The sequence below is a fragment of the Aromatoleum tolulyticum genome, assembly GCF_900156155.1.
Lineage (GTDB): Bacteria > Pseudomonadota > Gammaproteobacteria > Burkholderiales > Rhodocyclaceae > Aromatoleum > Aromatoleum tolulyticum.
In genome coordinates, this window is sequence record NZ_FTMD01000014.1 from 37,268 (window position 1) to 63,400 (window position 26,133).

General features: G+C 68.8%; 27 protein-coding genes. 17 read left to right on the top strand and 10 right to left on the bottom strand.

The features are described from left to right. Positions 1 to 5 precede the first annotated feature (5 nt). Positions 6 to 392: a GNAT family N-acetyltransferase gene (locus BW991_RS24035; RefSeq protein ID WP_244551761.1), complete on the top strand. Its 387-nt coding sequence runs from the start codon at positions 6 to 8 to the stop codon at positions 390 to 392. Between the two features lie 5 nt (positions 393 to 397). Here BW991_RS24035 and BW991_RS18580 read toward each other — a convergent pair whose 3' ends face one another. From BW991_RS18580 to ygfZ, 3 genes are read right to left on the bottom strand one after another with little or no spacing between them, the layout of a single operon-like run. Continuing rightward, positions 398 to 1,168 carry an NRDE family protein gene (locus BW991_RS18580; protein WP_076603615.1) on the bottom strand — a complete coding sequence of 257 codons (771 nt, stop codon included), beginning with the start codon at positions 1,166 to 1,168 and terminating at the stop codon, positions 398 to 400. Beyond that, complete coding sequence (locus BW991_RS18585) at positions 1,159 to 1,467, bottom strand: DUF4936 family protein (protein ID WP_076603616.1); 309 nt, start codon at positions 1,465 to 1,467, stop codon at positions 1,159 to 1,161. The genes BW991_RS18580 and BW991_RS18585 overlap by 10 nt, the downstream gene beginning before the upstream one ends. Next, positions 1,464 to 2,501 (bottom strand): CAF17-like 4Fe-4S cluster assembly/insertion protein YgfZ, encoded by a 1,038-nt coding sequence (gene ygfZ / locus BW991_RS18590; protein ID WP_076603617.1) that lies wholly within the window; start codon positions 2,499 to 2,501, stop codon positions 1,464 to 1,466. The genes BW991_RS18585 and ygfZ overlap by 4 nt, the downstream gene beginning before the upstream one ends. A 132-nt stretch (positions 2,502 to 2,633) precedes the next feature. On the opposite strand from ygfZ, the gene mltG reads away from it, so the two are divergent. From mltG to BW991_RS18620, 6 genes are read left to right on the top strand one after another with little or no spacing between them, the layout of a single operon-like run. After that, positions 2,634 to 3,635 carry an endolytic transglycosylase MltG gene (gene mltG, locus BW991_RS18595; RefSeq protein WP_076603618.1) on the top strand — a complete coding sequence of 334 codons (1,002 nt, stop codon included), beginning with the start codon at positions 2,634 to 2,636 and terminating at the stop codon, positions 3,633 to 3,635. Beyond that, on the top strand, positions 3,632 to 4,264 hold the full coding sequence (gene tmk / locus BW991_RS18600; RefSeq protein WP_084205153.1) for a dTMP kinase: 633 nt from the start codon (positions 3,632 to 3,634) through the stop codon (positions 4,262 to 4,264). The genes mltG and tmk overlap by 4 nt, the downstream gene beginning before the upstream one ends. Then, positions 4,261 to 5,319 (top strand): DNA polymerase III subunit delta', encoded by a 1,059-nt coding sequence (gene holB, locus BW991_RS18605; protein WP_076603619.1) that lies wholly within the window; start codon positions 4,261 to 4,263, stop codon positions 5,317 to 5,319. Before tmk ends, holB begins: the two co-directional genes overlap by 4 nt. Further along, a complete protein-coding gene (locus tag BW991_RS18610) occupies positions 5,316 to 5,681 on the top strand; it encodes a PilZ domain-containing protein (protein WP_050416460.1) in 366 nt (121 codons plus the stop codon). Before holB ends, BW991_RS18610 begins: the two co-directional genes overlap by 4 nt. Before the next feature lie 10 nt (positions 5,682 to 5,691). Continuing rightward, positions 5,692 to 6,465, top strand: a complete 774-nt coding sequence (locus tag BW991_RS18615; protein WP_076603620.1) for a TatD family hydrolase — start codon at positions 5,692 to 5,694, stop codon at positions 6,463 to 6,465. Then, positions 6,449 to 7,114, top strand: coding sequence for an ankyrin repeat domain-containing protein (locus tag BW991_RS18620; RefSeq protein ID WP_076603621.1), 666 nt, complete (start codon positions 6,449 to 6,451; stop codon positions 7,112 to 7,114). Before BW991_RS18615 ends, BW991_RS18620 begins: the two co-directional genes overlap by 17 nt. An 8-nt stretch (positions 7,115 to 7,122) precedes the next feature. On the opposite strand, the gene BW991_RS18625 is transcribed toward BW991_RS18620, so the two are convergent. From BW991_RS18625 to BW991_RS18645, 5 genes are all read right to left on the bottom strand, one after another. Then, positions 7,123 to 8,088 carry a histone deacetylase family protein gene (locus tag BW991_RS18625; protein ID WP_076603622.1) on the bottom strand — a complete coding sequence of 322 codons (966 nt, stop codon included), beginning with the start codon at positions 8,086 to 8,088 and terminating at the stop codon, positions 7,123 to 7,125. A gap of 70 nt (positions 8,089 to 8,158) precedes the next feature. Beyond that, positions 8,159 to 11,221 (bottom strand): AAA family ATPase, encoded by a 3,063-nt coding sequence (locus BW991_RS18630; protein ID WP_076603623.1) that lies wholly within the window; start codon positions 11,219 to 11,221, stop codon positions 8,159 to 8,161. Further along, positions 11,218 to 12,372, bottom strand: coding sequence for an exonuclease SbcCD subunit D (locus BW991_RS18635; protein WP_076603624.1), 1,155 nt, complete (start codon positions 12,370 to 12,372; stop codon positions 11,218 to 11,220). The genes BW991_RS18630 and BW991_RS18635 overlap by 4 nt, the downstream gene beginning before the upstream one ends. Positions 12,373 to 12,533: 161 nt before the next feature. After that, a complete protein-coding gene (eutC, locus tag BW991_RS18640; protein WP_076603625.1) occupies positions 12,534 to 13,352 on the bottom strand; it encodes an ethanolamine ammonia-lyase subunit EutC in 819 nt (272 codons plus the stop codon). A 10-nt stretch (positions 13,353 to 13,362) separates the two neighbouring features. Further along, complete coding sequence (locus BW991_RS18645; protein WP_076603626.1) at positions 13,363 to 14,754, bottom strand: ethanolamine ammonia-lyase subunit EutB; 1,392 nt, start codon at positions 14,752 to 14,754, stop codon at positions 13,363 to 13,365. 415 nt (positions 14,755 to 15,169) lie between these two features. Here BW991_RS18645 and BW991_RS23935 point away from each other — a divergent pair, with 415 nt between their 5' ends. The 3 genes from BW991_RS23935 to BW991_RS18655 all read left to right on the top strand — a co-directional run bounded on the left by BW991_RS23935 (position 15,170) and on the right by BW991_RS18655 (position 16,192). Beyond that, on the top strand, positions 15,170 to 15,310 hold the full coding sequence (locus BW991_RS23935; RefSeq protein ID WP_157058422.1) for a coiled-coil domain-containing protein: 141 nt from the start codon (positions 15,170 to 15,172) through the stop codon (positions 15,308 to 15,310). Beyond that, positions 15,307 to 15,705, top strand: a complete 399-nt coding sequence (locus BW991_RS18650) for a hypothetical protein (protein ID WP_076603627.1) — start codon at positions 15,307 to 15,309, stop codon at positions 15,703 to 15,705. Before BW991_RS23935 ends, BW991_RS18650 begins: the two co-directional genes overlap by 4 nt. Positions 15,706 to 15,892: 187 nt before the next feature. Further along, complete coding sequence (locus BW991_RS18655; protein ID WP_076603628.1) at positions 15,893 to 16,192, top strand: DUF3175 domain-containing protein; 300 nt, start codon at positions 15,893 to 15,895, stop codon at positions 16,190 to 16,192. Positions 16,193 to 16,201: 9 nt separating this feature from the next. Here the strand turns inward: BW991_RS18655 and BW991_RS18660 are convergent, their stop codons facing one another. Then, complete coding sequence (locus tag BW991_RS18660) at positions 16,202 to 17,830, bottom strand: MFS transporter (RefSeq protein ID WP_076603629.1); 1,629 nt, start codon at positions 17,828 to 17,830, stop codon at positions 16,202 to 16,204. Positions 17,831 to 18,028: 198 nt separating this feature from the next. On the opposite strand from BW991_RS18660, the gene BW991_RS18665 reads away from it, so the two are divergent. The 5 genes from BW991_RS18665 to BW991_RS18685 all read left to right on the top strand — a co-directional run bounded on the left by BW991_RS18665 (position 18,029) and on the right by BW991_RS18685 (position 22,637). Then, positions 18,029 to 19,192, top strand: a complete 1,164-nt coding sequence (locus BW991_RS18665; protein WP_076603630.1) for an ABC transporter substrate-binding protein — start codon at positions 18,029 to 18,031, stop codon at positions 19,190 to 19,192. An 81-nt stretch (positions 19,193 to 19,273) separates the two neighbouring features. Continuing rightward, positions 19,274 to 20,194, top strand: coding sequence for a branched-chain amino acid ABC transporter permease (locus tag BW991_RS18670; protein ID WP_076603631.1), 921 nt, complete (start codon positions 19,274 to 19,276; stop codon positions 20,192 to 20,194). Positions 20,195 to 20,203: 9 nt separating this feature from the next. Further along, complete coding sequence (locus tag BW991_RS18675) at positions 20,204 to 21,178, top strand: branched-chain amino acid ABC transporter permease (RefSeq protein WP_076603632.1); 975 nt, start codon at positions 20,204 to 20,206, stop codon at positions 21,176 to 21,178. After that, the gene (locus tag BW991_RS18680) at positions 21,175 to 21,924 is read left to right on the top strand and encodes an ABC transporter ATP-binding protein (protein WP_076603633.1); all 750 of its coding nucleotides are present in this window, start codon (positions 21,175 to 21,177) and stop codon (positions 21,922 to 21,924) included. The genes BW991_RS18675 and BW991_RS18680 overlap by 4 nt, the downstream gene beginning before the upstream one ends. Next, a complete protein-coding gene (locus tag BW991_RS18685; RefSeq protein ID WP_076603634.1) occupies positions 21,921 to 22,637 on the top strand; it encodes an ABC transporter ATP-binding protein in 717 nt (238 codons plus the stop codon). Before BW991_RS18680 ends, BW991_RS18685 begins: the two co-directional genes overlap by 4 nt. 107 nt (positions 22,638 to 22,744) lie before the next feature. Here the strand turns inward: BW991_RS18685 and gcvA are convergent, their stop codons facing one another. Beyond that, positions 22,745 to 23,695 (bottom strand): transcriptional regulator GcvA, encoded by a 951-nt coding sequence (gene gcvA, locus BW991_RS18690; RefSeq protein WP_076603635.1) that lies wholly within the window; start codon positions 23,693 to 23,695, stop codon positions 22,745 to 22,747. Positions 23,696 to 23,896: 201 nt separating this feature from the next. Between gcvA and BW991_RS18695 the strand changes: the two genes are divergently transcribed. Together BW991_RS18695 and BW991_RS18700 are read left to right on the top strand one after the other, a co-directional pair. Further along, the gene (locus tag BW991_RS18695) at positions 23,897 to 24,085 is read left to right on the top strand and encodes a hypothetical protein (RefSeq protein WP_076603636.1); all 189 of its coding nucleotides are present in this window, start codon (positions 23,897 to 23,899) and stop codon (positions 24,083 to 24,085) included. Between the two features lie 61 nt (positions 24,086 to 24,146). Further along, positions 24,147 to 25,496, top strand: coding sequence for a DUF3422 family protein (locus BW991_RS18700; protein WP_076603637.1), 1,350 nt, complete (start codon positions 24,147 to 24,149; stop codon positions 25,494 to 25,496). The last annotated feature ends 637 nt before the right edge of the window (positions 25,497 to 26,133 follow it).

Genomic DNA, 26,133 nt, shown 5'->3' on the forward strand with positions numbered 1-26,133 from the left:
TCGCGATGCCGCTGCGCGAACAGGTGTTCGTGATGGAGCAGGGCGTGCCCGCCGAACTCGAACGCGACGCCAGGGATCCGCACTGTCGCCACGCCGTCGCCACGACTGCGGCCGGCGAGGTCGTCGGCACCGGCCGGCTGCTGCCCGACGGCCACATCGGTCGCATGGCCGTCGCCGCTCCGTGGCGCAACCGGGGAATCGGCGGGCTGATGCTCGAAGCCCTCGTCACCGAAGCCGCGCGCCTCGGCTTCCGCGAGGTCGTCCTGAACGCCCAGATCGACGCCGTCGACTTCTATCTACGGCACGGCTTCGAGCAGCAGGGGGAAATCTTCATCGAGGCGGGCATCCGCCATCAGACGATGCGCCGCGCGCTGGCGCCGACGCGCGCCTGAAGGCGTCAGCCGCCGGCCGCGACCGTGAAGCGGTGCGTGACTTCGCTCGCGAATTCGCCCCGCTCGTTCCAGGACCATTCGCGAAAGGTCACCTTGCCGCCGTGATCCACCAGGATCAGCGTCGAGCAGCGCGTACCGTAGCCCGGCGCACGGATGAACGCCGACGACAGCCACCGTTCCCAGTCCGCGCTGACACCGGTTTCCGGCAGATGTTGATCGGGCGCCGGTTCGTCGTCGCGCAGCAGTTCGAGGAACGCGTCCGTGTCCGGCAGACGGCCGAGCGCCGCGGCGAAACGCTCGCGCGCCAGCTTCACCTTGGGCCAGGGCGTGTCGAGTACATGGTTCGACAACCCGTAGACGCCGGGGTCGAGCATCCGCACCGCACCCGTCGTGCTCTCATGGATTCCCAGCTGCCGGCCGTCACTCACCAGCAGGTTGAAGGCCGCATATTGCGCACTGACCTCGGCCACTTTCCGCAGCTGCCGGTCTGCGTCGTCGTTGCCGGTCAGGCAGTCGCGCACCAGCGTGCCGCGCGACGGCGCGCCCGGACGGTGGAGGGTCGGGTCACGGTAGTTGGTCAGCGCGGCGAACCGGCCGCCGCGGCTGAGGCCCATCCACGTCCCGCCCGCTTCGAGATCGCGACCCGCGAGCAGGTCGGGGGCGTCGGTCCACCAGTGCGCCGGAACTGCCGGACGGGCGAGAAACTCGTCACGATTGGCGGCGACGACCAGCGGGTAGGCCGGATGGGCGTGCCAGCCGACGACGATCAGGCACATTCGACGAAGCGTTCCATGTGGCGCGCGGAACCGGGTTCGACGAAGCTCGCGACCCGGTGCGCGTCTGCCTCGATCCGCAGGGCCGCCTCGAAGGCGTCCGGATCGGCCACGCCCTCATAGACTTCCATCCACGTCACCGCGTCGCCGCGCCGCTCCATCAGCCGCCCCGCGACGCCGGTGCGTCGTTCCAGCGCCGCCTGCATGGCGCGCACGGTCGCCTCCGCGTCCTCGTGCTCGGCATCGGCACGGACGCGGTAATAGACGAAGTAATGCACGCAGGCCGATGCGTCGCCGCTCATTTTTCGGGCAGTGCGTAAGGCAGGTCGAGGAACTGCAGCTGCGGCCCCTGCGGGCTGCCCAGATGCACCTCGCCGGCTTCGGCGCAACTGATCTGCATTACCGCCAGCGCTTCGAAGCCGCCCTTGGGTGCGGCCACGACGTTCACGAGCTTGCCGGCCGACTGGTCGCCGAATTCCGGCGTGAACAGGTCGGCACCGACAGCGGGAGGCGCGTCACCGGGCACATGCACGCGGTACATGCGCTTCTTGAGCTTGCCGAGGTACTGCGTGCGGGCGACGATCTCCTGGCCCGGGTAGCAGCCCTTGTTGAAACTGACGCCGCCGATGACCTCGAAATTGAGCATCTGCGCGACGAACTCTTCCTGCGTCGCCGCGGTGATCAGCGGCAGGCCGGCGCGGATCATCGCGAGTTGCCACGCCGCCGTTCCGGCCTTCGTCGCGCCGCCTGCGGCTAGTTTCGTGAAGACCTCGGGGGCAGCCGCCGCCGGCACTGCGACGACGAGATTGCGCTGATCGAGCCGGATGCAGCGCACTTCGCCGGCGACCGACTGCGTCATCGGGGCAGTCGGCGCGGCGATGCCGGCATTCGCCAGCGCAGCGTCCGCGGCGGCTCCGCTCACGCCGATCAGCACGGTGTCCGGCGTGGCGTCGGCAAGCTTCACCTTGCTGCGCAGCACGTACATCGACAGCTTCTTCTGCAGCATCGGCTGAACGTCGGCCGAGGCGGCGATCATCCGGCCGGTGTCGTCGTTCCACAGCAGCAGGCTGGCGAGCATGCGGCCCTTGGGCGTATTGAAGCTGGACCACTGCGCCGACTGCGGCCCGAGCTTCTTGACGTCGTTCGACAACAGGTTGTGCAGGAAGGTGACCGAGTCGTCGCCGGCGCAGCGGATCAGGCCGAGGTGCACCAGCGGCACGACCACGGTGCCGGCCTCCACGGCGCCGACCTCCGCTTCCGGAGCATCGAAACGGATGCCGGAGTCTTCCAGCGTGGCGCCTTCGCGTACGAGAAATTCTATCCAGGGCGTGTTCATGTGCGTTTGTCGGGGCGGGGGAGGGATGTGGAATTGGGATGAAGTATTATAGGGCCCCGCAGACGCAATGGTTGCGGGCCAAACATTTCCGCCAGCCTCCTCGCCGCGCGTCGCGCCACGATAACCGTCCCGATGAAGCCCCTCGTTCTCCGCCTGCTGATCGCACTCGCGCTCGCCGTCGCAGCCGTGTCCGCCGCCGCGTGGTGGTATGCGCAGCGTCCGCTCAATCTGGCGCAGCCGGTCGTCGACTTCACGGTCCAGCGCGGGCACACGATGCGCCAGGCGGCGGCGGCGATCGCTGCGGCGGGCGTCGACGTCAGTCCGCGGGCGCTGTACTGGATCGCGCGGATCACCGGCAAGGCCGGCCGCATCATGGCGGGCAGCTACGAGGTGCACCAGGGCATCACGCCGTGGATGCTCATTTTGAAGCTGTCCAGCGGCGACGTCTCGCAGGCGGAAGTCCGCTTCGTCGAAGGCTGGAACTTCCGCCAGGTGCGCGCGGCGCTGGAATCCAATCCGCACCTGTTGCAGGACACCGCCGGCCTTGCCGACGCCGACATCCTGCGTGCGATCGGGGCGACGGAAACGCATCCGGAAGGGCTGTTCTTCCCAGACACCTACCTCTTCGACAAGCAGTCGAGCGCAACCGCGGTGTTGCTCCGCGCCTATTCGGCGATGAAGCAGCGCCTCGCGCAGGCGTGGCAAACGCGTGATCCGCGGGTTCCTCTTTCGTCGCCCTACGAAGCGCTGATCCTCGCATCCATCGTCGAGAAGGAAACCGGACGGCCCGAGGATCGCGGACTGGTCGCCTCGGTCTTCGCCAACCGGCTGCGCATCGGCATGCGTCTGCAGACCGACCCCACGGTGATCTACGGCTACGGCGAAACTTTCGATGGCCGCCTGAAGAAATGGCACCTCGAAACCGACCACCTGTACAACACGTACACGCGTGCCGGCCTGCCGCCGACGCCCATCGCGATGCCGGGCGAGGAATCGCTCAACGCCGCGGTCCGCCCGGCACAGACGGAATACCTGTATTTCGTCTCGCGCGGCGACGGGACCAGCGAGTTTTCCTCCAACCTCAACGACCACAACAAGGCCGTCAATCGTTATCAGCGGGGATCGGGAAGTTGAACCAGACGCGCGCCCGCGGGCGCTTCATCACCTTCGAAGGCATCGACGGGGCGGGCAAGAGCAGCCAGATCGCGGCGGTCGTCGCGCTCCTGCAGGCGCGCGGGCTGACCGTGGACCAGACGCGCGAACCGGGCGGCACGGCCCTCGGCGAAAAACTCCGCGAGCTTCTGCTGCACGAACCCATGCACCTCGAGACCGAGGCGATGCTGATGTTCGCCGCGCGCCGCGAACATCTCGCCGCCCGCATCCATCCGGCGCTCGAGGCCGGCAGCTGGGTGGTGTCCGACCGCTTCACCGATGCCACCTACGCCTACCAGGTGGGTGGACGCGGGCTCGACGCGGCGAAGTTCTCCGCCCTCGAGGACTGGGTGCACCCCGGCTTCCAGCCCGACCTGACCCTCGTCTTCGACCTGCCGCCGGAAGTCGCCGCCGCACGCGTCGCCAACACCGGCAACGCACCGGACCGCTTCGAGCGCGAGCAGCGCGACTTTTTCGAGCGCGTGCGTGCGGCCTACCTCGAACGCGCGCACATGGCCCCGCAGCGTATCTGCGTCATCGCGGCCGACCGTGCGCCCGAACAGATCCGTGCCGAGATCGAGGCGATCGTCGCGGAGCGTTTCTTCCGATGATCCATCCCTGGCTGGCGGACACCTGGCAGCGGCTGGTCGGCCTCGGCGGGCGGCTGCCGCATGCGCTGCTCTTCGTCGGGCCGGAAGGCCTCGGCAAGCGCGACCTCGCCGATACGCTCGCGGCTCGCCTGCTGTGCTCGGCCCCTGCAGTGGACGGGCACGCCTGCGGTCACTGCGTGCCCTGCCAGCTGCGCCTTTCCGGCAATCACCCCGACCTGCTGCCCATCGTTCCTGAAGCCGATGCGGCGCCGGAGAGCGAGGGCGGGGAAGGCGGCGAGGGCGGCGAGGGGGGCAGCGGCAAGAAAAAGTCCTCGCAGATCCGGATCGAACAGATCCGCGACCTGCAGGAAACGCTCTCGGTGACCGGACACCAGAGCAGCCGGCGCGTGATCGTCGTCGATCCGGCCGAGGCGATGAATGCCTTCACCGCCAACGCCCTGCTGAAACTGCTCGAAGAGCCGCCGGAAGGCTGCATCTTCCTGCTCGTGTCGTCGGCGCCGCGCCGCCTGCTGCCGACGATCCGCAGCCGCTGCCAGCAGTGGAGTTTCTCGCGTCCGGCCGATGACGTCGTCGCGCAATGGCTCTTGGGCCCGGACGCGCCGCCCGCGGATCTGCTCGCGCTCACCGGCGGCATGCCGCTCGCTGCCCAGCGCCTCGCGAAGAGCGGCTCGGACGCCCTTCTGCGGCGCTTCGTGAAGGACATCGCGGCGCTGCCGGCCGGCGATCCGCTGAAACTCGCCGGCCAATGGGAAAGCTGGCTCAAGTCGAAGGAAGCGCTCGCCGCCGGCTTCGGCATGCCGCAGCTCGTCGAGTGGATCCAGCGCTGGGTCACCGACCTCGCATCGTTGCGCCTCGGCGGGCGCGTGCGCTTCTTTCCCGGCGAGGATGGTGTCATCGCCGCGCTCGCCCAACGCACGAGCGTGGCCGCGGTGACGAACTGCTACAATGAACTCGCCCGGATTCGCCGGGTCGTACAGCATCCGCTGAATGCAAGGCTGATGCTCGAAGACATGCTCCTGCGCTATGCGCGCGCCGTGACCGGAACCCGCCGATGAGCGAAGCTCCCAAACCGAGCGTCGCACGCCCCAGCGTGCTGTCGCTGAACATCAACTCGAAGTCCGCGCTGTACGCCGCCTACATGCCCTTTCTGGCCAATGGCGGCATCTTCGTGCCGACGCCGCGTGTGCATGCGCTCGGGGACGAGGTCTTCATGCTGCTGCAGCTCATGGACGACCCGACCAAGCATCCGGTCGCGGCGACCGTCGTGTGGGTCACGCCCCACGGCGCGCAGGGCGGCAAGACCCAGGGTATCGGCGTGCATTTCAGTTCGGACGAATCCGGCAAGGCGCTGCGTGCGCGCATCGAGCAGATCCTCGCCGGGCACCTCGGCTCGAACCGCCCCACCCATACTCTGTGAAGCTTCATCGATGTTCGTAGATTCACACTGTCACCTGGATTTCCCCGACCTGGCGGAGCGCGAAGAGGCCATCCTCGCAGCGATGGCGGAAAACCGCGTCGGCCACGCGCTGTGCGTCAGCGTCAAGATGGAAGATTTCCCCCGCGTCCTCGCCCTCGCGGAGCGCCACGCCAATCTGTTCGCCTCGGTGGGCGTGCATCCGGACAACGACGGCGTGGAAGAGCCGGACGAAGCGCGCCTGCTGGCGCTGGCCGACCACCCCAAGATCGTCGCGATCGGCGAGACCGGGCTCGACTACTACTGGCAGAAGGACGCGCCCGAGTGGCAGCGCGAACGCTTCCGCACCCACATCCGCGCGGCCCGCAAGTGCGGCAAGCCGCTGATCGTGCATACGCGTTCCGCCGCCGATGACACCCTGCGCCTGATGCGCGAGGAGCGGGCCGGCGAGGCCGGCGGCGTGATGCACTGCTTCACCGAATCGCGCGAAGTCGCCGAGGCCGCCCTCGATCTCGGCTTCTACATCTCGTTCTCCGGCATCGTCACGTTCAAGAGCGCCAAGGACCTGAAGGCCGTCGCGCAATATGTGCCGCTCGACCGCCTGCTGATCGAAACCGATGCGCCGTATCTCGCGCCGGTGCCGCATCGCGGCAAGACCAACGAGCCCGCCTGGGTCGTCCATGTCGCCGAAGAGATCGCCCGCCTGCGCAACGAGCCGCTCGAACGCATCGAATCCGCCACCACCGAAAACTTCTTCCGACTGTTCCGCCATGCCCAAGCCCACTGAATCGATCAAGCGCCTCGTCATCTCCGCGATCCTCGCAAGCGCGCTCCTCGGCGCCGCGGCGCACGCCGACAGTTACGAAGATGCGCTCAGCTCGGCGCGCCGCGGCGATACGCCGCAGCTCATGCAGCTGATCTCGCGCGGCCTGGATCCGAACACCGTGGACGCCCAGGGCAGTTCCCTGCTGATCCTCGCCGCGCGCGAAGGCAACCTCGATACCGTGAAGGAGCTGCTCAAGCATCGTCCCAAGGTGTCGTTGCGCAACGCGGCGGGCGATTCCGCGCTGATGATGGCGGTGCTCAAGGGTGAGACCGCCGTCGTCGACGTGCTGCTCGAGGCGGGTGCGGAGGTGAACCACGATGGCTGGACGCCGTTGATGTACGCCGCCTTCGAGGGGCGTACCGAAATCGTCGATCGCCTGCTCGCGCGCGGGGCGGACGTCGCTGCGCTGGCGCCGAACGGTTCCAGTCCGTTGATGCTGGCGGCGCGCAATGGCCATATCGACGTTGTCCGTCGCCTGCTCAAGACCAGCGTCGATCTCGACCAGAAGAACGATGCCGGCTTCACGGCCGAAACCTGGGCGCTGGAAAACGGCAATACCGACATTGCCGGGCTGTTGCGGGCTGAACGCAGCCGCCGCCAGGCGCGCTGATCTTCTTCTCAGCGCCCGGACGGCAGGGGCGCGGGGGGTGATTCCTCGTGCCGCCCTCGCGCCGCCGAACCGAGGACCGGGGCGAAGCGCGCCGCCGTCGTGACCGTGGTCGCGTGGATCGCGACCGTGTCATCGATCTCGCGCGCGTAACCGCCCGCCATCGCGACCGCCACCGGCGTGCCATGCGCGACGCAGCGCTGCAGCACCAGCTCGTCGCGCGCCGCGAGCCCCTCGAAACTCAGCCCCAGACGGCCCAGGCGGTCGTCGCGATAGGGGTCGGCCCCCGCTAGATAGATGGCGAGATCCGGTTGCATCGTCGCGAACACCTGCTCCAGGCCATGGCGCAGCGCAGCGAGGTAATCCGCGTCGCCGGTGCCGTCGGGAAGCTCGATGTCGAGGCTGGAGCTCGCCTTGCGGAAGGGGAAATTCTTCTCGCCGTGGAGGCTCAGCGTGAAGACGTCCGGGACGCCGCCGAGTATCGTTGCCGTCCCGTCGCCCTGGTGGACGTCGCAGTCGATGATCGCCACCGTGCGCGCACGGCCCTCCGCACGCATCGCCAGCGCGGCGATGGCCGCGTCGTTGAATACGCAGAAGCCCGACCCGAAATCGCGATGCGCGTGGTGCGTGCCGCCGGCCAGGTTCGCCGCGCAGCCCTCGACGAGCGCGTGCCGGCACGCCGCGAGCGTCGCCCCCGCCGAGCGCCGCGAGCGCTCCACCATCTGCGCCGACCACGGAAAGCCGATGCGCCGTTGTTCGGCGGCGTCCAGCGTTCCGCTCGCAACGCGATCAAGGTACGCCGCGTCGTGCGCCCGCAGGATCTCGGCATCGGTGGCCGCCTCGGGAATGATGAAATCGTCGTGCGAGAACAGGCCGCCGTTCCATAGCCGCTCGCGCAGGCGCGAATACTTCTCCATCGGGAAACGGTGCCCGGCGGGCAGCGGCAGGACGAAGTGGTCGGCGTAGAACAGTTTCACCCGGTTACTCCGCAGCGGGTTCCGGCATGAACCCTGTCTGCCATGGCCTTGGCGATTCGTTCCTGCGTGGTCATGCGCATCCCCGAATCCGGACATGGCTTCCGGCGGCCCCGAGGCTCACCTCGATGCCCGTGTCGATCTGCCGTTTCAGTTCATCGACATGGGAAATGATGCCGACCATGCGGCCCTTCTGCTGCAGGTCGATCAGCGCCTTCATGGCCATGTCGAGCGATTCCGGATCGAGGCTGCCGAAGCCCTCGTCGATGAAGAGGGTGTCGAGCTGGATACCGCCGGCGTAGGACTGGACGACGTCCGACAGGCCGAGTGCGAGCGACAGCGATGCCATGAAGCCTTCGCCGCCCGAGAGCGTGCTGGCCGGGCGGGCGCGCCCGGTGTAGTCGTCGAAGACTTCCAGGTCCAGTCCCGAGGCCTTGCGGGCGTCGGCGACGTCGGTCCGGCGCTGCAGCGTGTAGCGGCCGCAGCTCATGGCCTTCAGGCGCAGCGATGCCTGGCGCAGCACGTCGTCGAGGAGCGCGGCGAGGACGAAGCGCTGGAAGGTGAGCTTGCGGCTGTTGTCGCCGTTGGCGATGGCTGCGAGGTGGCCCATTACGCGGTAGCGGTCTTCGATGCCGCCCAGTTCCCGGCGGATGCCCGCGAGCGCGTCCAGCGTCCTGCGCTCGTGGGCGATCTTCTCCTTGAGGGTGTTCTGCTGCGCGACAAGCGCTTCGACGCGCTCCCGCGTTGCGCTCTGGACATTCTTCAGTGCGGGTAGGTCGGGCGGCGTTTTCTCCGCGACGCAGCCTTCGGCGCGTGCCACGCGTTCCTTGGCGGCGGCGAGCGCTTCGTCGTGCGCCTGCAGGCTGGTGCGCAAGGCGGCGATCGCATCGGGGGAGCGACGGGCCTGCAGGAAGCCGTCCTCGCCGGCGAAACCGTGTTCGTTCAAACTGCGGATGAGGGTTTCGCGCGCCTCGGTGCTGCGGCGTTCGGCCGCGGCGAGCGATTCGCTCAGGGTCGCGAGGGTGGCCCGGGCGGCGGCGTCGGCGGCGTGGGCTTGTCGATGTGCGTCCTGTGCCGTCTTCAGTTGTTCGAGGAGCTGGTCGCTGCGCACCTGCGCCGCACGGATCGTGCGCTCGAGCGCGTCGTCTTCACGCAGGTCGGCGGGGACTTGGGCGGACCGCTCGGCGACCCGCGACGCCGCCGTGGCGGCCGCGAGTCCCGCTTCCTCGCTCTTGCCGCGCGCAAGCTCCACGGCCTGCGTCGTGGCGGCGAGGTCCCGATCGCAGGTCTCGATCCCGGCTCTTGCCAGGTTCAAGGCCGTCGCGGCCTGCCTGGCGGCGGCGAGTTCCCGTTCGAGCGTCTGCAGGGCCTGTCGTGCCGCCGCCGCATCGGGCACCTCAGCGGGCAGGCCGGACAGCAGGGTCGTGACGGTCGATTCGTCGGCGGCGACCCGGTTGGCGGCTTCGTGATGGGCGGATCGGGCCTGATCCAGCGCGCCTTCGGCTTTCTGCAGCGCGGCGGTGGCGGCGCGCAGCTCCGTTTCGCTCGGGACGGCCTCGCCGCTCGCGGCGGGGTGGGGATGCTCGAGGCCGCCGCAGACGGGGCAGGGCTCTCCGTCCGCGAGGTGGTGCGCGAGCACGGCGGCCTGTCCGTCGCGCCAGCGTGCTTCGAGGGCTTCCTTGTGTTCGAGCGCGCGCTGGCGAGCGGTTTGCGCCGCTTCGAAGGCGCGTTTGCGGTTGCCGGCTTCGGTCTGGTTCGTGGCGAGCGTGGCCTTTGCGGCAGCAAGCCGGGTGAGCGCAGCGACGCGCTGGGTTTGCTGCTCGATCTGGACCTGCAGGGCGTCGCAGCGGTTCGCCTGCGGGCCGTGGAGTTCGATGGCCTGCTGCAGCGCGCTGCGTTGGGTGGTCAGGTTGTCGTGCTGCGTCTGCAGTCCGGCGAGCGATTGCAGGGCCGAGCGTGCGGAGGTGTCGGCCGCGGCCAGCTCGCGCTGTGCGACTTTCAGTCCCAGCACGGTCTCGCGCAGGCCTTCGAGGCGCGCATGTTCGCGTGCAGCGGCATCGCGCTCGGCTGCGCGAGCGGTTTCCGCAGTCACCACGGTTTCGGCCACCGACAGTGCCGCCGTCGCGCTTTCCGCGCTGCCTTTGGCCGTCCCGGTCTGCTCGGCAAGCTGCTGCTGGTGCCGGCGTGCCTCGGTAAAGCCTGCGTGCGCGGGGATGACGTTCTGCGCGCGCGTGGCGTCTTCCAGCTCGCGCCGTTGCGCATCCGCGAGCGCCGCCCCGGCCGTCAGTTTCTCCAGGGCCTGCTGCGCCAGGTCGACTTCCTTGAACTGGGCGGTCAGCGCTTCGCCTGCGGCGAGCGCCGCAGAGGCCGCGGCGTCGTCGCTGCGGCTCTGCTTCTCCTGGATGGCGAGCTCGGCAAGGCGGGTTTCGGATTCGCTCACGCGCGCGGCCAGTTCGTCGCCGGATTGCGCGCCGGCCTGCTCCAGCAGCGTCGTGCGCCGCGTCCTGGCCGCCTCCGCCTGTTGTTCGAGCTGGCGCGCGGAGCCGCTGAGGCGTTCCTGCAGGCGCTTGTAGGTCTCGGTCGAGAACAGCGCTTCGAGGATCTTCTCGCGATCCCTGGAGTCGGCGGTCAGGAGTTTTCGGAACTGCCCCTGGGGCAGCATGATCACTTGGCGGAACTGGTCGGCCTCGAAGCCCAGGAGCGCGACGATGCGCTCGGTGACCTCGGTGGTCTTGCTCACCAGCGGCGTCCAGTCGCCTGTGGCGGCGGCGTCGTGGACGTGAAGCTCGGCCTTTGCCGGCGTTTTGACCAGTTCCTTCTTGCCGCGCAGGGCGGTGCGTTCCTGCTCGGGCGAGCGGCGGATGCGGTAGCGCGTGCCGGCGAGTTCGAACTCGAACTCGACTTCCGTCAGGACGCTGTCCGGGGCGTGGTGGCTGCGCATTTCCCTGGCGGAGCGCTCGCTGCCGGAGGTTTCGCCGTAGAGCGCATAGCAGATGCCGTCGAGGAGCGAGGTCTTGCCCGCGCCGGTCGGGCCGTGGATGAGGAAGAGGGCGTCGGAGGGCAGTGCGCCGAAGTCGATTTCCTCGCGGCCGGCGAAGGGGCCGAAGGCTTGCAGGGCGAGGCGGCAGGGCTTCATTGCGCGGCCTCCCGATCGGCCCGGGCGAGGGCGGCGATCTCGGCATGCAGGAGCTGCGCGGCGGGTTCGTCCAGGTCGGCGCCGGTCATCTCGCGATAGAAGCTGGCGAACAGGTCCTGCGTCTCGACCTTGCGGTGATCCGTGCCGGCGTCGAGACCGGCGCCGCTGCCGGACAGCTGCGGGCGTTCGATGGAAAGCGCGTTGGGGTAGGCCGTGCGCAGCTTGCTCATCGCGTCGAGGATTGCGCCGGTGTCGGAGATGCGTGCCAGCACGTAGTCGTCGCGGCGCGGGTCGTCGGCCGCCTGGCGGACGATGTCCTCGAGCGGACCTTCGAGGACGCGCAGGTCGCGGCGCGGGGTGAGCGGCACGCGGCGGATTGCGGTGCGGCCGCGGCCGTCGATGTCGACCAGCGAGACGCTCTTGGCGTGCCCGGTTTCGGCGAAGGAATACTTCATCAGCGAGCCGGCGTAGTCGAGGCGACCGCTTTCCAGTGTTTGCGGGCGGTGCAGGTGGCCCAGCGCGACGAAATCGATGCCGTCGAAGACGTCGCTGCCCACCGCCTCGGTGCCGCCGACCGAGAGGGGACGTTCCGACTCCGAGGCCGTGCCGCCGATCACGAAGGCGTGGGCGAGGACGACCGAGCGCCGCGAGCGGTCATGGCGTTCGCGCACCCGGTTCAGCTGTGCCTTGAGGCCGGCGTGATGGTCCGCGATGGAGTCCTCGGCCAGGCAGTGCCGCAGCATCGAGGGTTCGGCGTAGGGCAGGGGGTAGAACGCGACCTCGCCGTCGGCATCGCGCAGGATCACCGGCGCGATGTCCGCCGTGACGGTGCCGCGCACGGTCAGGCCGGCCTCGGACAGCAGGCGGGCGCCGAAACCGAGGCGGTCGGGGCTGTCGTGGTTGCCGGCGATCAGGATGACCGGCACGCGCTCGCCGATCACGATGCGGGTGAGGGTGTCGTCGAGCAGGCGCACGGCCTCGGCCGGCGGGACGGAGCGGTCGTAGATATCCCCGGCCACGAGCACGGCGTCGGGCTTTTCGGCGTGGATCAGCGCGACGAGGTCGTCGAGGACCTGAGCCTGGTCTTCGAGCAGCGACACGCCGTGATAGACGCGGCCGAGGTGCCAGTCGGCGGTATGCAGGATTCTCAATTCGTGAGTCTCGACAGGAAGTGGGTTGCCATTCGGCCACCGCGGCGTGGCAGGGGCTGAAATATCGCTCATCGCGGCCCGTCTGGCCACTCATCTGCGTGCAGGCGGAGTACGTTGGGCATTGTGCGGGCCGCTTCACCGTGCGGCACCCCACCCTCCGGTTACGGCCGCGAGTCGAGCAGGAAGTTCGTCGCCGGCGTAGCGAGGCGTTCATCGGGCGCTTGCGTGTCGTCCTTGAGGGATACCCCGGACAGCTGCCTGCTGCGTGCCTCGTTCATCAGCCAGAGCAGCTTGTCGGCCGCGAGGTGGATATCGAGTCCTTCGCGGCGGATGTTGGAGATGCAGTTGCGCTGGGCGTCCGTCGTGCCGATGCGGGGCTGCCAGGTGAGGTAGATGCCCAGGCTGTCGGGGGAGCTGAGGCCGGGGCGTTCGCCGATGAGGATGGCGACCATGCGCGCGTGCAAGGTGACGGCGATGTCGTCGCCGAGGGCGACGCGGGATTGTGCGGCGATCACGAGCGGGGCCAGCTTCCACGCCGGGGCCGGCAGGCGGGGCAGCATGGCGTCGAGGAAGGGCAGGGCGTTCTGCTCGATGGCGAAGGCGGAGAGCCCGTCGGCGAGTATGAAGGCGACGTCGAAGGGCGCGTCGTCGGCCGCACTGAGTGCGGCGAGTGCTGCCCGCGAGGCTTCGTCCAGGCGCCGCCCGAGGTCGGGGCGCTGCAGGTAGGTCCGGCGATCGGGGGCGGCGCTGCGGACCGTGGCGACGGTGTGGCCGCGTTGCGCGAGCGCCGTGCGCAGGACGCCGGTCGCAAGGGGGTGATGGACGGCGTCGCGCGCGCGGGCGTGGGCGAACTGGAAGTCGAGCTGGGCTTGGGTCGGGAGGCTGGTGCCGGCGCGTCCGAGCGCGATGCGGGCAGGGGTGAAGCGGCGGAGTTTTCCCCAGGTGTCGGGGATGACGGGCGTGTCGGCGGGGTCGTCCATCACTGCATCCTCAGTCGAGCTTCGCGAGCGCGTGGCGGAAGGGGGCGGGCAGGTCCTGCGCGAGCGCCAGCGCCTCGCCCGGCGCGAAGATGCCGATGTCGCGCAGCCAGGCTTCGAACTCCGGCGCGGGGCGCAGGCCGAGGACCTGGCGGATGTACAGGGTGTCGTGGAAGGACGTGGACTGGTAGTTGAGCATGACGTCGTCCGAGCCGGGCACGCCCATCACGTAATTGACGCCGGCGGCGGCGAGGAGCGTCAGGAGCGCGTCCATGTCGTCCTGATCGGCTTCGGCGTGGTTGGTGTAGCAGACGTCGCAGCCCATCGGCACGCCCAGCAGCTTTCCGCAGAAGTGGTCTTCGAGGCCGGCGCGGGTGATCTGCTTGCCGTCGTACAGGTATTCCGGGCCGATGAAGCCGACGACGGTGTTCACCAGCAGGGGCTTGAACTTGCGCGCGACGGCGTAGGCCCGCGCCTCGCAGGTCTGCTGGTCGACGCCGTGATGGGCGTTGGCCGACAGGGCGCTGCCCTGGCCGGTCTCGAAGTACATGACGTGGTCGCCGACGGTGCCGCGCCGCAGCGACAGGGCCGCGTCGCGTCCTTCGGCGAGCACGGCGAGGTTGATGCCGAAGCCGGCGTTCGCGGATTCGGTGCCGGCAATCGACTGGAATACCAGGTCGACCGGGGCGCCGCGGCCGATGGCCTCGATCGTGGTCGTGACGTGGGTGAGGACGCAGGCCTGGGTCGGGATGCGGTACTTGGCGATGACGGCATCGAGCATGCGCAGCAGCGTCGTGACGGTGTGCACGTTGTCGCTGGCGGGATTGACGCCGATGACCGCATCACCGCAGCCGTACATCAGGCCGTCGACGATGCTGGCGGCGACCCCGGCGGGATCGTCCGTCGGGTGGTTGGGCTGCAGGCGGGTGGCCATGCGGCCGGCGAGGCCGATGGTGTTGCGGAAGGCGGTCACGACGCGGCATTTCTTGGCGACGAGGATCAGGTCCTGCACGCGCATGATCTTGCTGACGGCTGCCGCCATTTCGGGCGTGAGGCCGGGCGCGAGGGCGGCGAGCGCGGCTGCGTCGGCGGCTTCGGACAGCAGCCAGTTGCGGAAGTCCCCGACGGTGAGGTGGCTGACCGGTGCGAAGGCGGTCTTGTCGTGCTCGTCGATGATGAGGCGGGTGACTTCGTCCTCTTCGTAGGGGATCGGCACCTCGTCGAGGAAGGTCGCCAGCGGCAGTGCGGCGAGCGCCATCCGGGCTGCGACGCGCTCTTCGTCGCTGCCTGCGGCGATGCCGGCGAGTTGGTCGCCCGAACGCGCCGGCGTGGCCTTGGCGAGCAGGCTCTTCAGATCGGCGAACCGGTAGCGCTTTCCATCCACGGTGTGTGCGTAGCGGGGCATGGTGTCCGGTTCCGGTGGCGGCATGTATGGATTGTAGTCAACGCCCGGTTTCAGACCGGTTGCGGTGCGGCTTTACCGGTCGGGCGCTGCCGGCACCGCCGGTTTTTCTGTCCTATCATGCATTTGGGGCGTTTGCCCCATGGCGATTGACTAGCCGCCGGTGCCGGCGGCCGAACGGTCCCGTCAATGGCATCGACGAACGCATCCGTGTGCGGAGGGCGTCATGCGCAAGTTCCTTGCAGTTGCACTGCTGGCCGTTTTCGCGGCGGGGCCGGTCTGGGCGCCGCAGCGCCCAGGGCTGGCCACCGGGACGCCGTCAGGAAGCGAGTCGCCACCAACCGTGCCGGCCCCCGTCCCTCCGGAGCAGGCAACGGGATCGCCCCCCGGAGCTGACCGCGATCGGCAGGTGCCGGGAATGAGCCGCAGCGGTGAGTCGTCCGGGGACGTCACGTCGCTGCGCCGCGAGAATGCGGTGCTGCAGCGCAAGGTGGACCTCCTCGAGAAGCAGGTCGAGCTGCTGAGGCAGCGCGTGAGATCGCTGGAGGGCGGGCAATGACGAAGGCGGAATTCGACAAGCAGATGGCCGACCTCGACCGGGAACTGTCGCAGGTGCCCGCGGCGCCGGGGAAGGCCGTCGTGACGCCGCCCGCCGCCGGGCCGGAGTGGTGGTCGAACCAGAACGCGATGACGATGAGCGCGGTGGTGCTGATCTTCGGCATCGTCGTGCTCGTGCTGTGCGCCGGGCTGATGCGCAGTTCGCGTCCGTCGCCGGAGGCAATCCTGCGCGTCTTCGGCACGGTGCTGATCATCACCGGCGCGCTGTTCCTGGTGGTGGCCGGATACACGGACCAGCAGGTCGCGCCGGTGATGGGTCTGTTGGGGACGCTCGCGGGTTACCTGCTCGGAAAGGGTTCTCCGTCCGAGCCGGGGCCGCCGCGCACCGAGAAGTGAAGGGCTGCAGGGGATGGCGTGCCGGGCAAGGGAGCCATGAAGCAGCGTTGGGCGCATAATTCACGCCCGTTCCCGACCATGGAGATAGGCATGGAGCACGTGTTGGGCGTGGTTGTCCTCTTCGGCATCATCGCCTGGGCCTGTGTCCGGGCGATGCGCGGGCCGCGCGCCTAGCCGCGGCCACGCGATGGTGCTGGCCGCTCGAGGCTGGTCGCAGAAGGTTACCGAAAGCAGCCGGGCGCTGGATCTCGAGCCGGGGGTCTTTTCGCTCGAGGATCCGCGGGAAGTCGCGCTTTCGTTGCAGCGATCTGCCGAGGCCAGCGTGAAGCGGAAGACCGAGCCGTTCCGCTCGGCGATGTCGATGCTGAACTTCTACATCAACCGGGCAGGCAGGAACCTCTCCGTCGAGCGGCGCGCATGCCTGGAGGCGGCGAAGGACGAACTGCGTCGCCTCTACGGCAGGACGGGCCCGCACGACGCAGGCTGAAGCGGCGGCTTAGCGCGTATCGGCGTCGCCGCCCGGCCGACCATCGACCGACTCCGCGACATAGCGGCGCATCAGCGGTGCGTCGGGGCCGATATGAAAGGCAAGCCGCCGCTCGCGCAGGCCCAGGTCCGCGGCAGTGAAGCGTTCCAGGCGCCGCTGGTGCTCGATCCAGTTCTCGTCGAGGAAATATTCGATGTAGCGCTCCGGCCGCGCCGTGTCGCGGAACAGGCCCCAGGACAGCGCACCCTGACGCAGGCGGGCGCGGCGGGTGTCCTGCATCACGGCGTTGAAACCGGCAGCGCGCGCGGGGTCGATCAGGTATTCGATCGTCACCATCACCGGTCCCTCGTCGGGTTCGATGTCGATGGCCGGCGGGGGCAGCATCGCGACGACGGCCGCGGGACTGTGGTCGACGTCGTGCGCGCCGATCGGCGCATGGCGGCGGGTGAGCAGCAGCACCACCGGGCCCACGACGGAAGCGACGAGGATGCTGGTGGTGACCGACGTCAGGTTCGCCACGTAGCCCCACACCGCGGCGCCGGCGGCGCTGCCGCCCATCAGGGCCATCTGGTAGATCGACATGCCGCGGGCGCGAACCCAGTTCGGCAGCCCCATCTGCGCCGCCACCGTGAGCGCGTTCGCGGTGGCGATCCACGCCATGCCGGCGGCGAACATCGCGGGAATCGCGACCCACAGTGTCGGTACGAGGACGACGACGGCGGCGCTTGCGGCATGGACGAGGGTGCCCCAGTGCACGAAGTCCTCGCGTTCCAGCCGGTGGCGCAGGCGCTCGAGGTTCAGTGCCGCCAGGATCGCACCGCCGCCCATCGCCGCGAGCAGGCTCGTATAGGCCGTCGCGCCGCCCGCGTGGAGGTCGCGTACGACGAGGGGGAGCAGTGCGGTCAGCGAGGTCGATTGCAGGAAGAACAGGAAGATCCGCGCGAGGACCGCGCGCATCGGCGGCGACTGCATCACGTGCTGCAGGCCCACGCGCATCGCCGCGAGGAAGCGTTCGCCGGGCAGCGCGCTGACCTTCGGTTCGGACTTCCAGCGCAGGATCATCACGAAGGCGAAGATCGACAGCAGCGCGTTGAGCAGGAACACGTAGGCGCTGCCGGCGCCTGCGAGCAGCGCGCCCGCGACGACCGGGCCGATGATGCGCGACATGTTCATCGCGACGCCGTTGAGGGCGAGCGCGGCGGGCAGGTCGCGGCGCGCCACGAGGTCCGGGATGATCGCGGCGAACACCGGCCAGCGCATCGCGAGGCCGATGCCGTTGGCGAAGGTGAGCGCGAGCAGCAGTTCCGCGGTCAGCGCGTCGGCCAGGGCGAGTCCGCACAGCAGGATCGCCGCCACCGCGATCCACAGCTGGGTTGCGGCGAAGTACTTGCGCCGATCGATGATGTCGGCCAGCGCGCCGCTCGGCAGGCCGAGCACGAACACGGGCAGCGTCGAGGCGGCCTGCACCATCGCGACCATGAAGGCGCTGGTCGTCAGCGACGTCATCAGCCAGGCCGCGGCGACGTCGTTCATCCACATCGTGATGTTCGCGGCGAGCCATGCGATCCACAGCATGCGGAACATCGGCTGGCGCAGCGGCGCGAGGGCGGATGGGCTGACGTCGGTATCGTTGGGCAAGGCGATTTCCCCGGTGGCGTGTGTCCGCGACGGCCGGGGGGCGGTGTTGTCGCGATGTCCCCGGTCGGTGCGAGTATAGCGAGCCCGGCGGCTGCGGCGCCTGCGCCGATCGCCTATGCAGGTGGGTCCGCGCTAAGCGCCCGTGATAATCTCGCTGGTTCTCGGCCATTGCCACAGAAATCCCGATCAGGAGCGTCCATGCTGAAGCTGAAGAACGTCGCAGTCTCCCTCGCACTGTGCGGTGCAGTTGCCGCCCATGCCGAACCGGTGAAGGTCGGGGTCGCGCTCGACATCTCCGGTCCGTTCGCGACGATCGGCGCCGAGACGCGCGACGGCCTGAACCTCGCGGTGGAGCGCCTCGGCAGCAAGCTCGGCGGTCAGCCGGCGGAGTTCATCCAGCAGGACTTCGCGGGCAACCCGGAGCAGGCGAACCAGCTCGTGAACCGTTTCCTGCAGCGCGACAAGATCGACTTCTTCACCGGCCCGGTGGCCTCTAACTCGGCGCTGGCGGTCGGGCCGGCGCTGTTCGCGGCGAAGGTGCCCTTCCTGTCCAGCAACCCCGGCCCCAGCCTGTTCGCGGGCAAGCAGTGCAGCCCGTACTTCTTCGGCGTCTCCTACCAGAACGACACCTACGACGAGGCCGCCGGCAAGGTCGCCAACGAGAAGGGCTTCAAGAACATGGTCCTGATCGCGCCGAACTACCCGGCGGGCAAGGACCACATCGGCGGCTTCAAGCGCCTTTACAAGGGCACGGTGAAGGATGAGATCTACACCAAGGTCGGCCAGATCGACTACGCCGCCGAGATCGCGCAGATCCGTGCGGCGAAGCCCGACGCCGTTTTCGCCTTCCTGCCCGCGGCGATGGGGATCAACTTCATCAAGCAGTACGTCGGCGGCGGCCTGAAGGACATCCCGCTGATCGCGCCGGGCTTCACGGCCGACCAGGACGTCATCGAGGCGGTCGGCGAGCCGACGCTGGGCATGTTGAACACGGCGCATTGGGCGCACGACCTCAAGGTGCCGGCCAACGTCGAGTTCGTCGAGGCCTTCCGCAAGAAGTACAACGGCCGCTACCCGACCGTGTATGCCGCGCAGGCCTACGACGTCGTGATGGCGATGGACGCGGCGGTGCGCGAGGTCGGTGGCAAGGTCGCCGATCGCGAGGCGGTGATCGCGGCGCTGAAGAAGGCGAACTTCAAGTCGGTGCGCGGCGAGTTCAAGTACGGCGCGAACAACTTCCCGGTGCAGAACTACTACCTGCGCGTTGTCGACAAGGACGCGAGCGGCAAGCTCACGAACAAGCTCGTCGGCACCGTGATGGAGAAGCACCAGGACGCCTACGTCGGCGACTGCAAGCAGTAAGCGCATCATCTTCAGGCGCGGCGGCGGGGCTGCCCGTCCGCCGCGCTTTCGCGTTGTCCGGCTTTATCCCGATTTCCCCCGATGGATCCGATCTTCGTTTTCGAGCAGCTCCTCAACGGCCTCGGCTTCGGCCTGATGCTGTTCCTGCTCGCGGCCGGCCTCACGCTCGTGTTCGGCATCATGGACACGATGAACCTCGCGCACGGTTCCCTCTACATGGCCGGCGCCTACGTCGCCGCGCGCGTGCATGAGGCGAGCGGCAGCTTCGTCGGCGCGGTGCTGGTCGCGGTCGCGGCGACGGTGCTGGTGGCTTTCGTCCTCGAGCTGCTGATCGTGAAGCGGCTCTACGCGCGCGACCACCTCGCGCAGGTGATCGCGACCTTCGGCGTGATCCTGATCGCCGACGACGCGGTGAAGGCGATCTGGGGGCCGTCGCCGGTGATGGCAACGACACCGGCGGCGCTCGCGGGGCCGGTGCAGCTGCTGCCGGAGCTGCCGTATCCGGCCTACCGGTTGGTGCTGCTGGCGGTGGGGCTGCTGGTCGCGGTCGGCCTGTACGTGCTGGTGAATCACACTCGCGTCGGCATGCTGGTGCGTGCGGGCGCGTCGAACCGCAAGATGGCGGAATTCATGGGCGTGCGCGTCGGGCGCGTGTTCTCCTTCGTGTTCGCGCTCGGCGCGGCCCTCGCGGCGCTCGCCGGGGCACTGATGGGGCCGATCAGCGCGGTGCAGATCGGCATGGGCGAGGCGATCCTGATCCCGGCGCTGGTCGTGATCGTCATCGGCGGCATCGGTTCGGTGCGCGGCGCCTTCGTCGCGGCGCTGCTGGTGGGGCTGGTCGACACCGCCGGCCGCGCCTTCCTGCCGCCGCTGCTGCGCTCGGTGCTGCCGCCCGCGCTGGCGGCGGACCTCGGCCCCGCGTTCGCGGGGATCGCGATGTACGTGCTGATGGCGGCGGTGCTGATCCTGAAGCCGGCGGGCCTGTTCCCGGCGCGGGCGTGAGGGGCGGCGATGAGTGACGAGCTTCATTCCGCCGCGATCCCGTCGTCGGGCGGCGTTGCGCGCTGGCTGCCGTGGGCGTTGCTCGTCGCGCTGGCGCTCCTGCCGGTCGTCGGCGCGCAGCTCGGACTCGACTACTACGTCGGCTTCGTGCGCCGCATGCTGATCGTGATGATCGCGGCGACCAGCCTCAACTTCATCCTCGGCTACGGCGGAATGGCGGCGCTGGGCCACGCGGGCTTCATCGGCGTGGGGGCCTACACGGTCGTCGCGCTCGTCGATGCCGGAGTGAGTTCCGCATGGACTGCATGGGGTGCCGCGGTGCTGGTCTCGGGCGCATTCGCCGCGCTGATCGGTGCGGTGTCGCTGCGCACGCGCGGCGTGTATTTCCTGATGATCACGCTGGCCTTCGCGCAGATGCTGTACTACCTCGCCGTGTCGCTGTCGGCCTACGGCGGCGACGACGGTTACGGGCTGTATTCGCCGCTGGAACTGGGGGCGGGCAGGACGACGGGCGATGCAGCGCTGTTCTTCTGGGTCGTGCTCGCGATCGCCGCGCTGGTGTTCTCATTCGCGAGCCGCGCCGCGGTGTCGCGCTTCGGCCACGCGCTCACCGGCATCCGCGACAACGAGACGCGCATGGAGGCGCTCGGTTATCCGGTGTATCGCCTGAAGCTTGCCGCCTTCACCGGCGCGGGCGCACTCGCGGGGCTCGCCGGCGCCTTGCTCGCGAGCCACAACAACTTCGTCAGCCCGTCGACGATGCACTGGACCGAGTCCGCGACCCTCCTCGTGATGGTGGTCCTCGGCGGATTGGGTCGGCGCTGGGGCGCGGTGCTGGGCGTCGCGGTGTGGCTCGTGCTGTCGGAAGTGCTCAAGCTGTACACCGAATATTGGCACTGGCCGCTGGGACTCATGCTGATCGCGGTCGTGTTCGCCGCGCCGCGCGGGCTCGCGGGGTTGTTCGACGACAGGAGCTCCGCATGAGCCTCTTCGTCGCGCAGGACCTCGTGAAGCGCTTCGGCGGGCTGGTCGCGACCGACCGCGTCAGCCTCTCGGTCGAGCCGGGCGAAGTGCATGCGCTGATCGGCCCGAACGGCGCCGGCAAATCGACGCTCGTGAACCTGATTTCCGGGCTGCTGCCGGCCGACGGGGGTTCCATCGTGCTCGACGGCGTCGAGCTCACCGCGATGAGCGCCCACGATCGCGTGCGGCACGGCCTGTCGCGCTGCTTCCAGATCACCAGCGTGTTCCGCGGCGATTCGGTGCGCGACAACCTGCTGTTGGCGGTGCAGGCGCATTCCGGGTCGAGCTTTCGCTGTTTCAGACGGCGTTCCACCGAGGCGGGCTTGCGCGAGCGGGCGCTGGAACTCGCGCACAAGGTCGGCCTGGAGGACATGCTGGATCGGGTCGCCGGCACGCTGCCGCACGGCGTGCAGCGCAAGCTCGACGTCGCGCTCGCGCTCGCCGCACGGCCGAAGCTGTTGCTGCTGGACGAGCCGATGGCGGGCATGGGGCCGGAGGATTCGCAGCAGATGGTCGAGCTGATCGCGCGCCTGCGTGCGGAAGCGGCGATCCTGCTGATCGAGCACGACATGGACGCGGTGTTCCAACTCGCCGACCGTATCTCGGTGCTGGACTACGGCAAGGTGCTCGCGTCCGGCGACACCGCCTACATCCGCGAGCATCCCGAGGTGCAGGCGGTGTATCTGGGCACGGAGGAGCTGCGATGAGCCGCGAGGTGCTGCTGAGCTGCCTCGGCCTCGAGGCCGGCTATGGGGCGAGCCAGGTGCTGTTCGGGCTCGATTTCGACATCCGCGCGGGCGAGGTTGTGACCCTGCTCGGGCGCAACGGCATGGGCAAGAGCACCACGATCAAGACGGTGATCGGCGGCCTGCGCGCGCGGCGCGGCGAGATCCGCTTCGACGGGCAGGCGATCCACGGTCTGTCCGCGGATGCGATCGCGCGCCTGGGCGTTGCGATCGTGCCGGAAGGGCGCCAGTGCTTCCCGAATCTGAGCGTGCGCGAGCACCTGGTTGCGTTCGCAGACAACCGCAGCGGCACGCGCGAGCCGTGGACGCTGGAGCGCCTGTACGCGCTCTTCCCGCGCCTGAAGGAGCGCGCCGGTAACCTCGGCAACCAGCTCTCCGGCGGCGAGCAGCAGATGCTCGCGATCGCGCGGGCGCTGTCGACGAACCCGCGCCTGCTGATCCTCGACGAGGCGACCGAAGGGCTTGCGCCGGTGGTCCGCGAGGAGATCTGGCGCTGCCTCGCGCGGCTCAAGGAGGCCGGCCAGACGACGCTGGTCGTCGACAAGTACGTCGAACGCCTCGTGAAGCTCGCCGACCGCCACATCATCCTCGAACGCGGGCGGGTCGCGTGGGCGGGGAGTTCGGCGGAGCTGGATGCCGAGCGTACCTTGTGGCACCGCTATCTGGGGGTCTGAGGGTCCGTAGGGCGGAATGTAATCCCCCCCATCGTCCGCCGCGCGCCGGCATTCGCTGCGCGCTTCCTGCCCGACGGTTTATGTCCTTGGCCGACTTCGAGGCACCTCTATCGCAATCGGCTTTCTGGCGCGTTCACTGAGTCCTGCACCGGCCTGCTCGGCGCGCCCCGGTAGGCCGCTGCCTCGGCCAGCAGCCAGTCGGTAAAACGCCGCAGGGCCGGGTTTGTGCTCGGCGGATCGGGATAGACGAGGTGGTAGGCCATCTCGGAGCGCAGCGGCAGGTCGAAGGGGATGATCAGTTGCCCCGATTCCAGCTCGCTCAGTGCCAGGAAACGCGGAACGAGGGCCACGCCCAGTCCCGCGCAGGCGGCCTCCACGAGCATCGAGAACAGGTCGAAGCGCGGGCCGCTCATCGCATCCGCGTCCTTCACGCCCGCGGCCTCGAACCAGCGTTGCCATGCGGCGTGGCGATTCACCTGATGCAGCAGCGGCAGCCGTGCGAGCTCGCGCGGTTCGCTGCAGGGGTGTTCGCGCAGCAGCGCGGGGCTGCACACCGGCACCATCTCCTCGCCGAACAACGGGTGCGAGATGGCGCCCGGCCACGTCGACGAGCCGAAATGGATGGCGGCGTCGAACGGCGTCTCGGTGAATACGAAGGGATCCGAGCGCGTCGTCAGATTCACGGTGATCCCCGGATTGGCCGCATGGAACTGGGCGAGCCGCGGAATCAGCCAGCGCGAACCGAAAGTCGGAATCACCGCCAGTTCCAGCACGTTGCGCTCGCCGCGGTGCGACATCAGCGAAACCGTATGGCGCTCCAGCCGGTCGAGATCCTCGGCAACACGCTTGGCGTAGATCGACCCGGCCTCGGTCAGCGAAATGCGCTTCCTGATGCGGTTGAACAGCGGCACGCCGAGATAGTCCTCGAGCGAGGCGATCTGCTTGCATACCGCGCTCTGCGTGAGCGACAGCGCGTCGGCTGCGCGCGTGAAACTCAGGTGGCGCGCGGCGGCCTCGAATGCAACGAGCGCCTCGATGCTGGGAATGCGCCGGCGCATGGATACTTCCTCCGAGTCACGATCTTCGTAGTTTATTTCGTTTGAGCATGTCCGGCGCTTGCACAAGAATTCGCGTCAGCCAGTCGGCACCCCAATAACGATAAACGACGCCAAGGTGCGCACAGGGAAGGCGGAGCATCGCTCCGGGAAAAGCCGATTGTTTTCCTTCTTTTCACGACGCTCGAATCGGAGACAGAAAATATGATTCCCCAACAACAGGCAGTTACCAAGGAATTCGGATTCATCGCCGGCAAGGCCGGTGCGAAGATCGGCAGCGAACTCGCGAGCCGGTTGAAGCGCCGCGTCGATCCGCGCTGCGAGGATTACGACACCCAGGTCGAGGCGGAGCGCCGCGACCTCGCTGCGGTGGTCGTGCTCGGCTACAACTGACCGGTCGGCGGGCGCGCTCCGCGCGGGATCGCGCGCAGCGCGCCCGCCGCGGCATCCCGCGATGAATCTTCCCCGCAGTCTGAATCACCCGCAGCGGCTCGCGCTTGCGAGCGAGATCCACTCCCGGCCCTTCATGGTCATCGGCGCGCCGGCACGCGTCTCGCACCTCGCGATCCATTGCGATGAAGGTGGCGGGGGCGGCCGGGGTGGCGATTGGCACGAGCGTACGCTGCAGGCTCTGTGCGCACGCTTCGGCGTATCCGGCCCCAAGGACGGAGCGCAGCACTTCTTCCACGACTTCGGCCATTTCCGCATCAAGTGGGAGCGGCATACCGAATTCGCCACCTTCACCTTCGTTGAGCCCGGGTGCGGCGGCGCGGACTTCGCGCACACGGCGATGCGTCACGTGCCGATGGACTGGCTCGAATCGCTCGGTGCATCGGTCGTCGTCGCCTCGCACATCCACGCGGAGGTGGGCGAACCGCTCGACCTCGCCGACGAACGCCTGCACGGGCTGTTCCCGATGCCGCCGCTGGTCGGCAGCCGCGTGCTCTCCGGGGGCGAGATCTGGACCGACTTCCAGGTCGGCCCGGACGGCTTCTCGCGTTACCTGGTGCGCGATACCGGGCTACGCGAGGCGCAGATGGGGCGGCTCGTGCAGCGCATCTGCGAGATCGAGACCTACCTGATGATGGCGCTGCTCGCGCTGCCGCTCGCGCGCGAGGGCATAGGGCGCCTCGACGGCATCGAGGAGGATCTGAGCGGTTTCGGCGCGCGCATGTGCGAACTCGAGATCGACGGCGACGCGGAGCAGCTGCTGCACGAGATCTCGCGGCTGGACGCGCGCATGCGCGCGATGTCGCACGCGACCGGCTACCGCTTCAGCGCCGCACAGGCTTACTACCGCATCGTGCAGGCGCGCATCGGCGAACTGCGCGAGCAGCGCATCGAGGGCGTGCCGACGATCGGCGAGTTCATGGAACGGCGACTCGCGCCAGCGATGGATAGCTGCGTGTCGGTGGCCGCGCGGCAGGATGCGCTCGCCCACAAGGTGAGTCGCGCCAACGACATGTTGCGCACGCGCGTCAATCTGGCGCAGGAGCGGCAGAACCAGGGCGTGCTCGAGAGCCTGAGCCGCAGCGCGCGCCTGCAGCTGAGGCTGCAGCAGGCGGTCGAGGGGCTGTCGGTGGTCGCGATCTCGTACTACGGCATCGGCCTCGCCGCCTATGCGCTGAAGGCGCTGAAGGGCTGGGGTGTGGACGTGCCTGTGGACCAGGCGATCGGGCTGGCGCTGCCGCTGGTTGCCGGCGCGACCTGGTTCGGCCTGCGCCGCATGCACGCGCGCCTGCACCGGGGCGGTGAGCGCTCGGCCCTGTCGGGCAGCGGGGTCGCTGCCGCCGCGCACGACTGACCGGCGCGGGCCATCGCCGCGCACTCGGGGCGCGGCTCGCCTTTTCTCGATGAGAGTGTAGTGCCCGCGCGCACGGCGAAGCGGCGGCCGCGGAGCCGCAGCCGCGGCCAATGCGTGGAGCGCGACTTTTCCGGCGTTACCGACGCTCCCCCGTTGTCGTCAATAGTCCAAAAGACGTAAGGGCGCGAGCCTGGGGGGGCTGCGGTAGCCATTTCTGGCTATGTCGGCTCGGCCGAAGGGAGTATGGATCCTTCCCGGCAGAGCTTTCATAGTGTGCGCTCGATCGCCTGCGTGAATGCCGCTCGGTTGATTCGGTCCTCCGGGTCGCCTGTTCATGGCGTTTCGGGACGAGCGCAGCTGACACGACGTCTATCCGGACGGAATCAGACGTGTTGTCGCCGAGCGAGGGGCGGTCGAAAAAATGAAAAGAAAACCGGAGACATCCCGTCTTGCAGACTCGGGAGATATGCTTTTTGCATGATGCGGGAGTGCAAGGCGGCACCTATCACAAGACGGCGGATTTTCGTTCCGGCCGGGGCCTCGCCGTGTCGGCAGCCCCGTGCGAGACGTGTCGCATCGGTAAGCGGTAAGCAGGTCTTTCTGCAGGCGCGCCGATCGGCCCCGCGCTGCGGCAGAC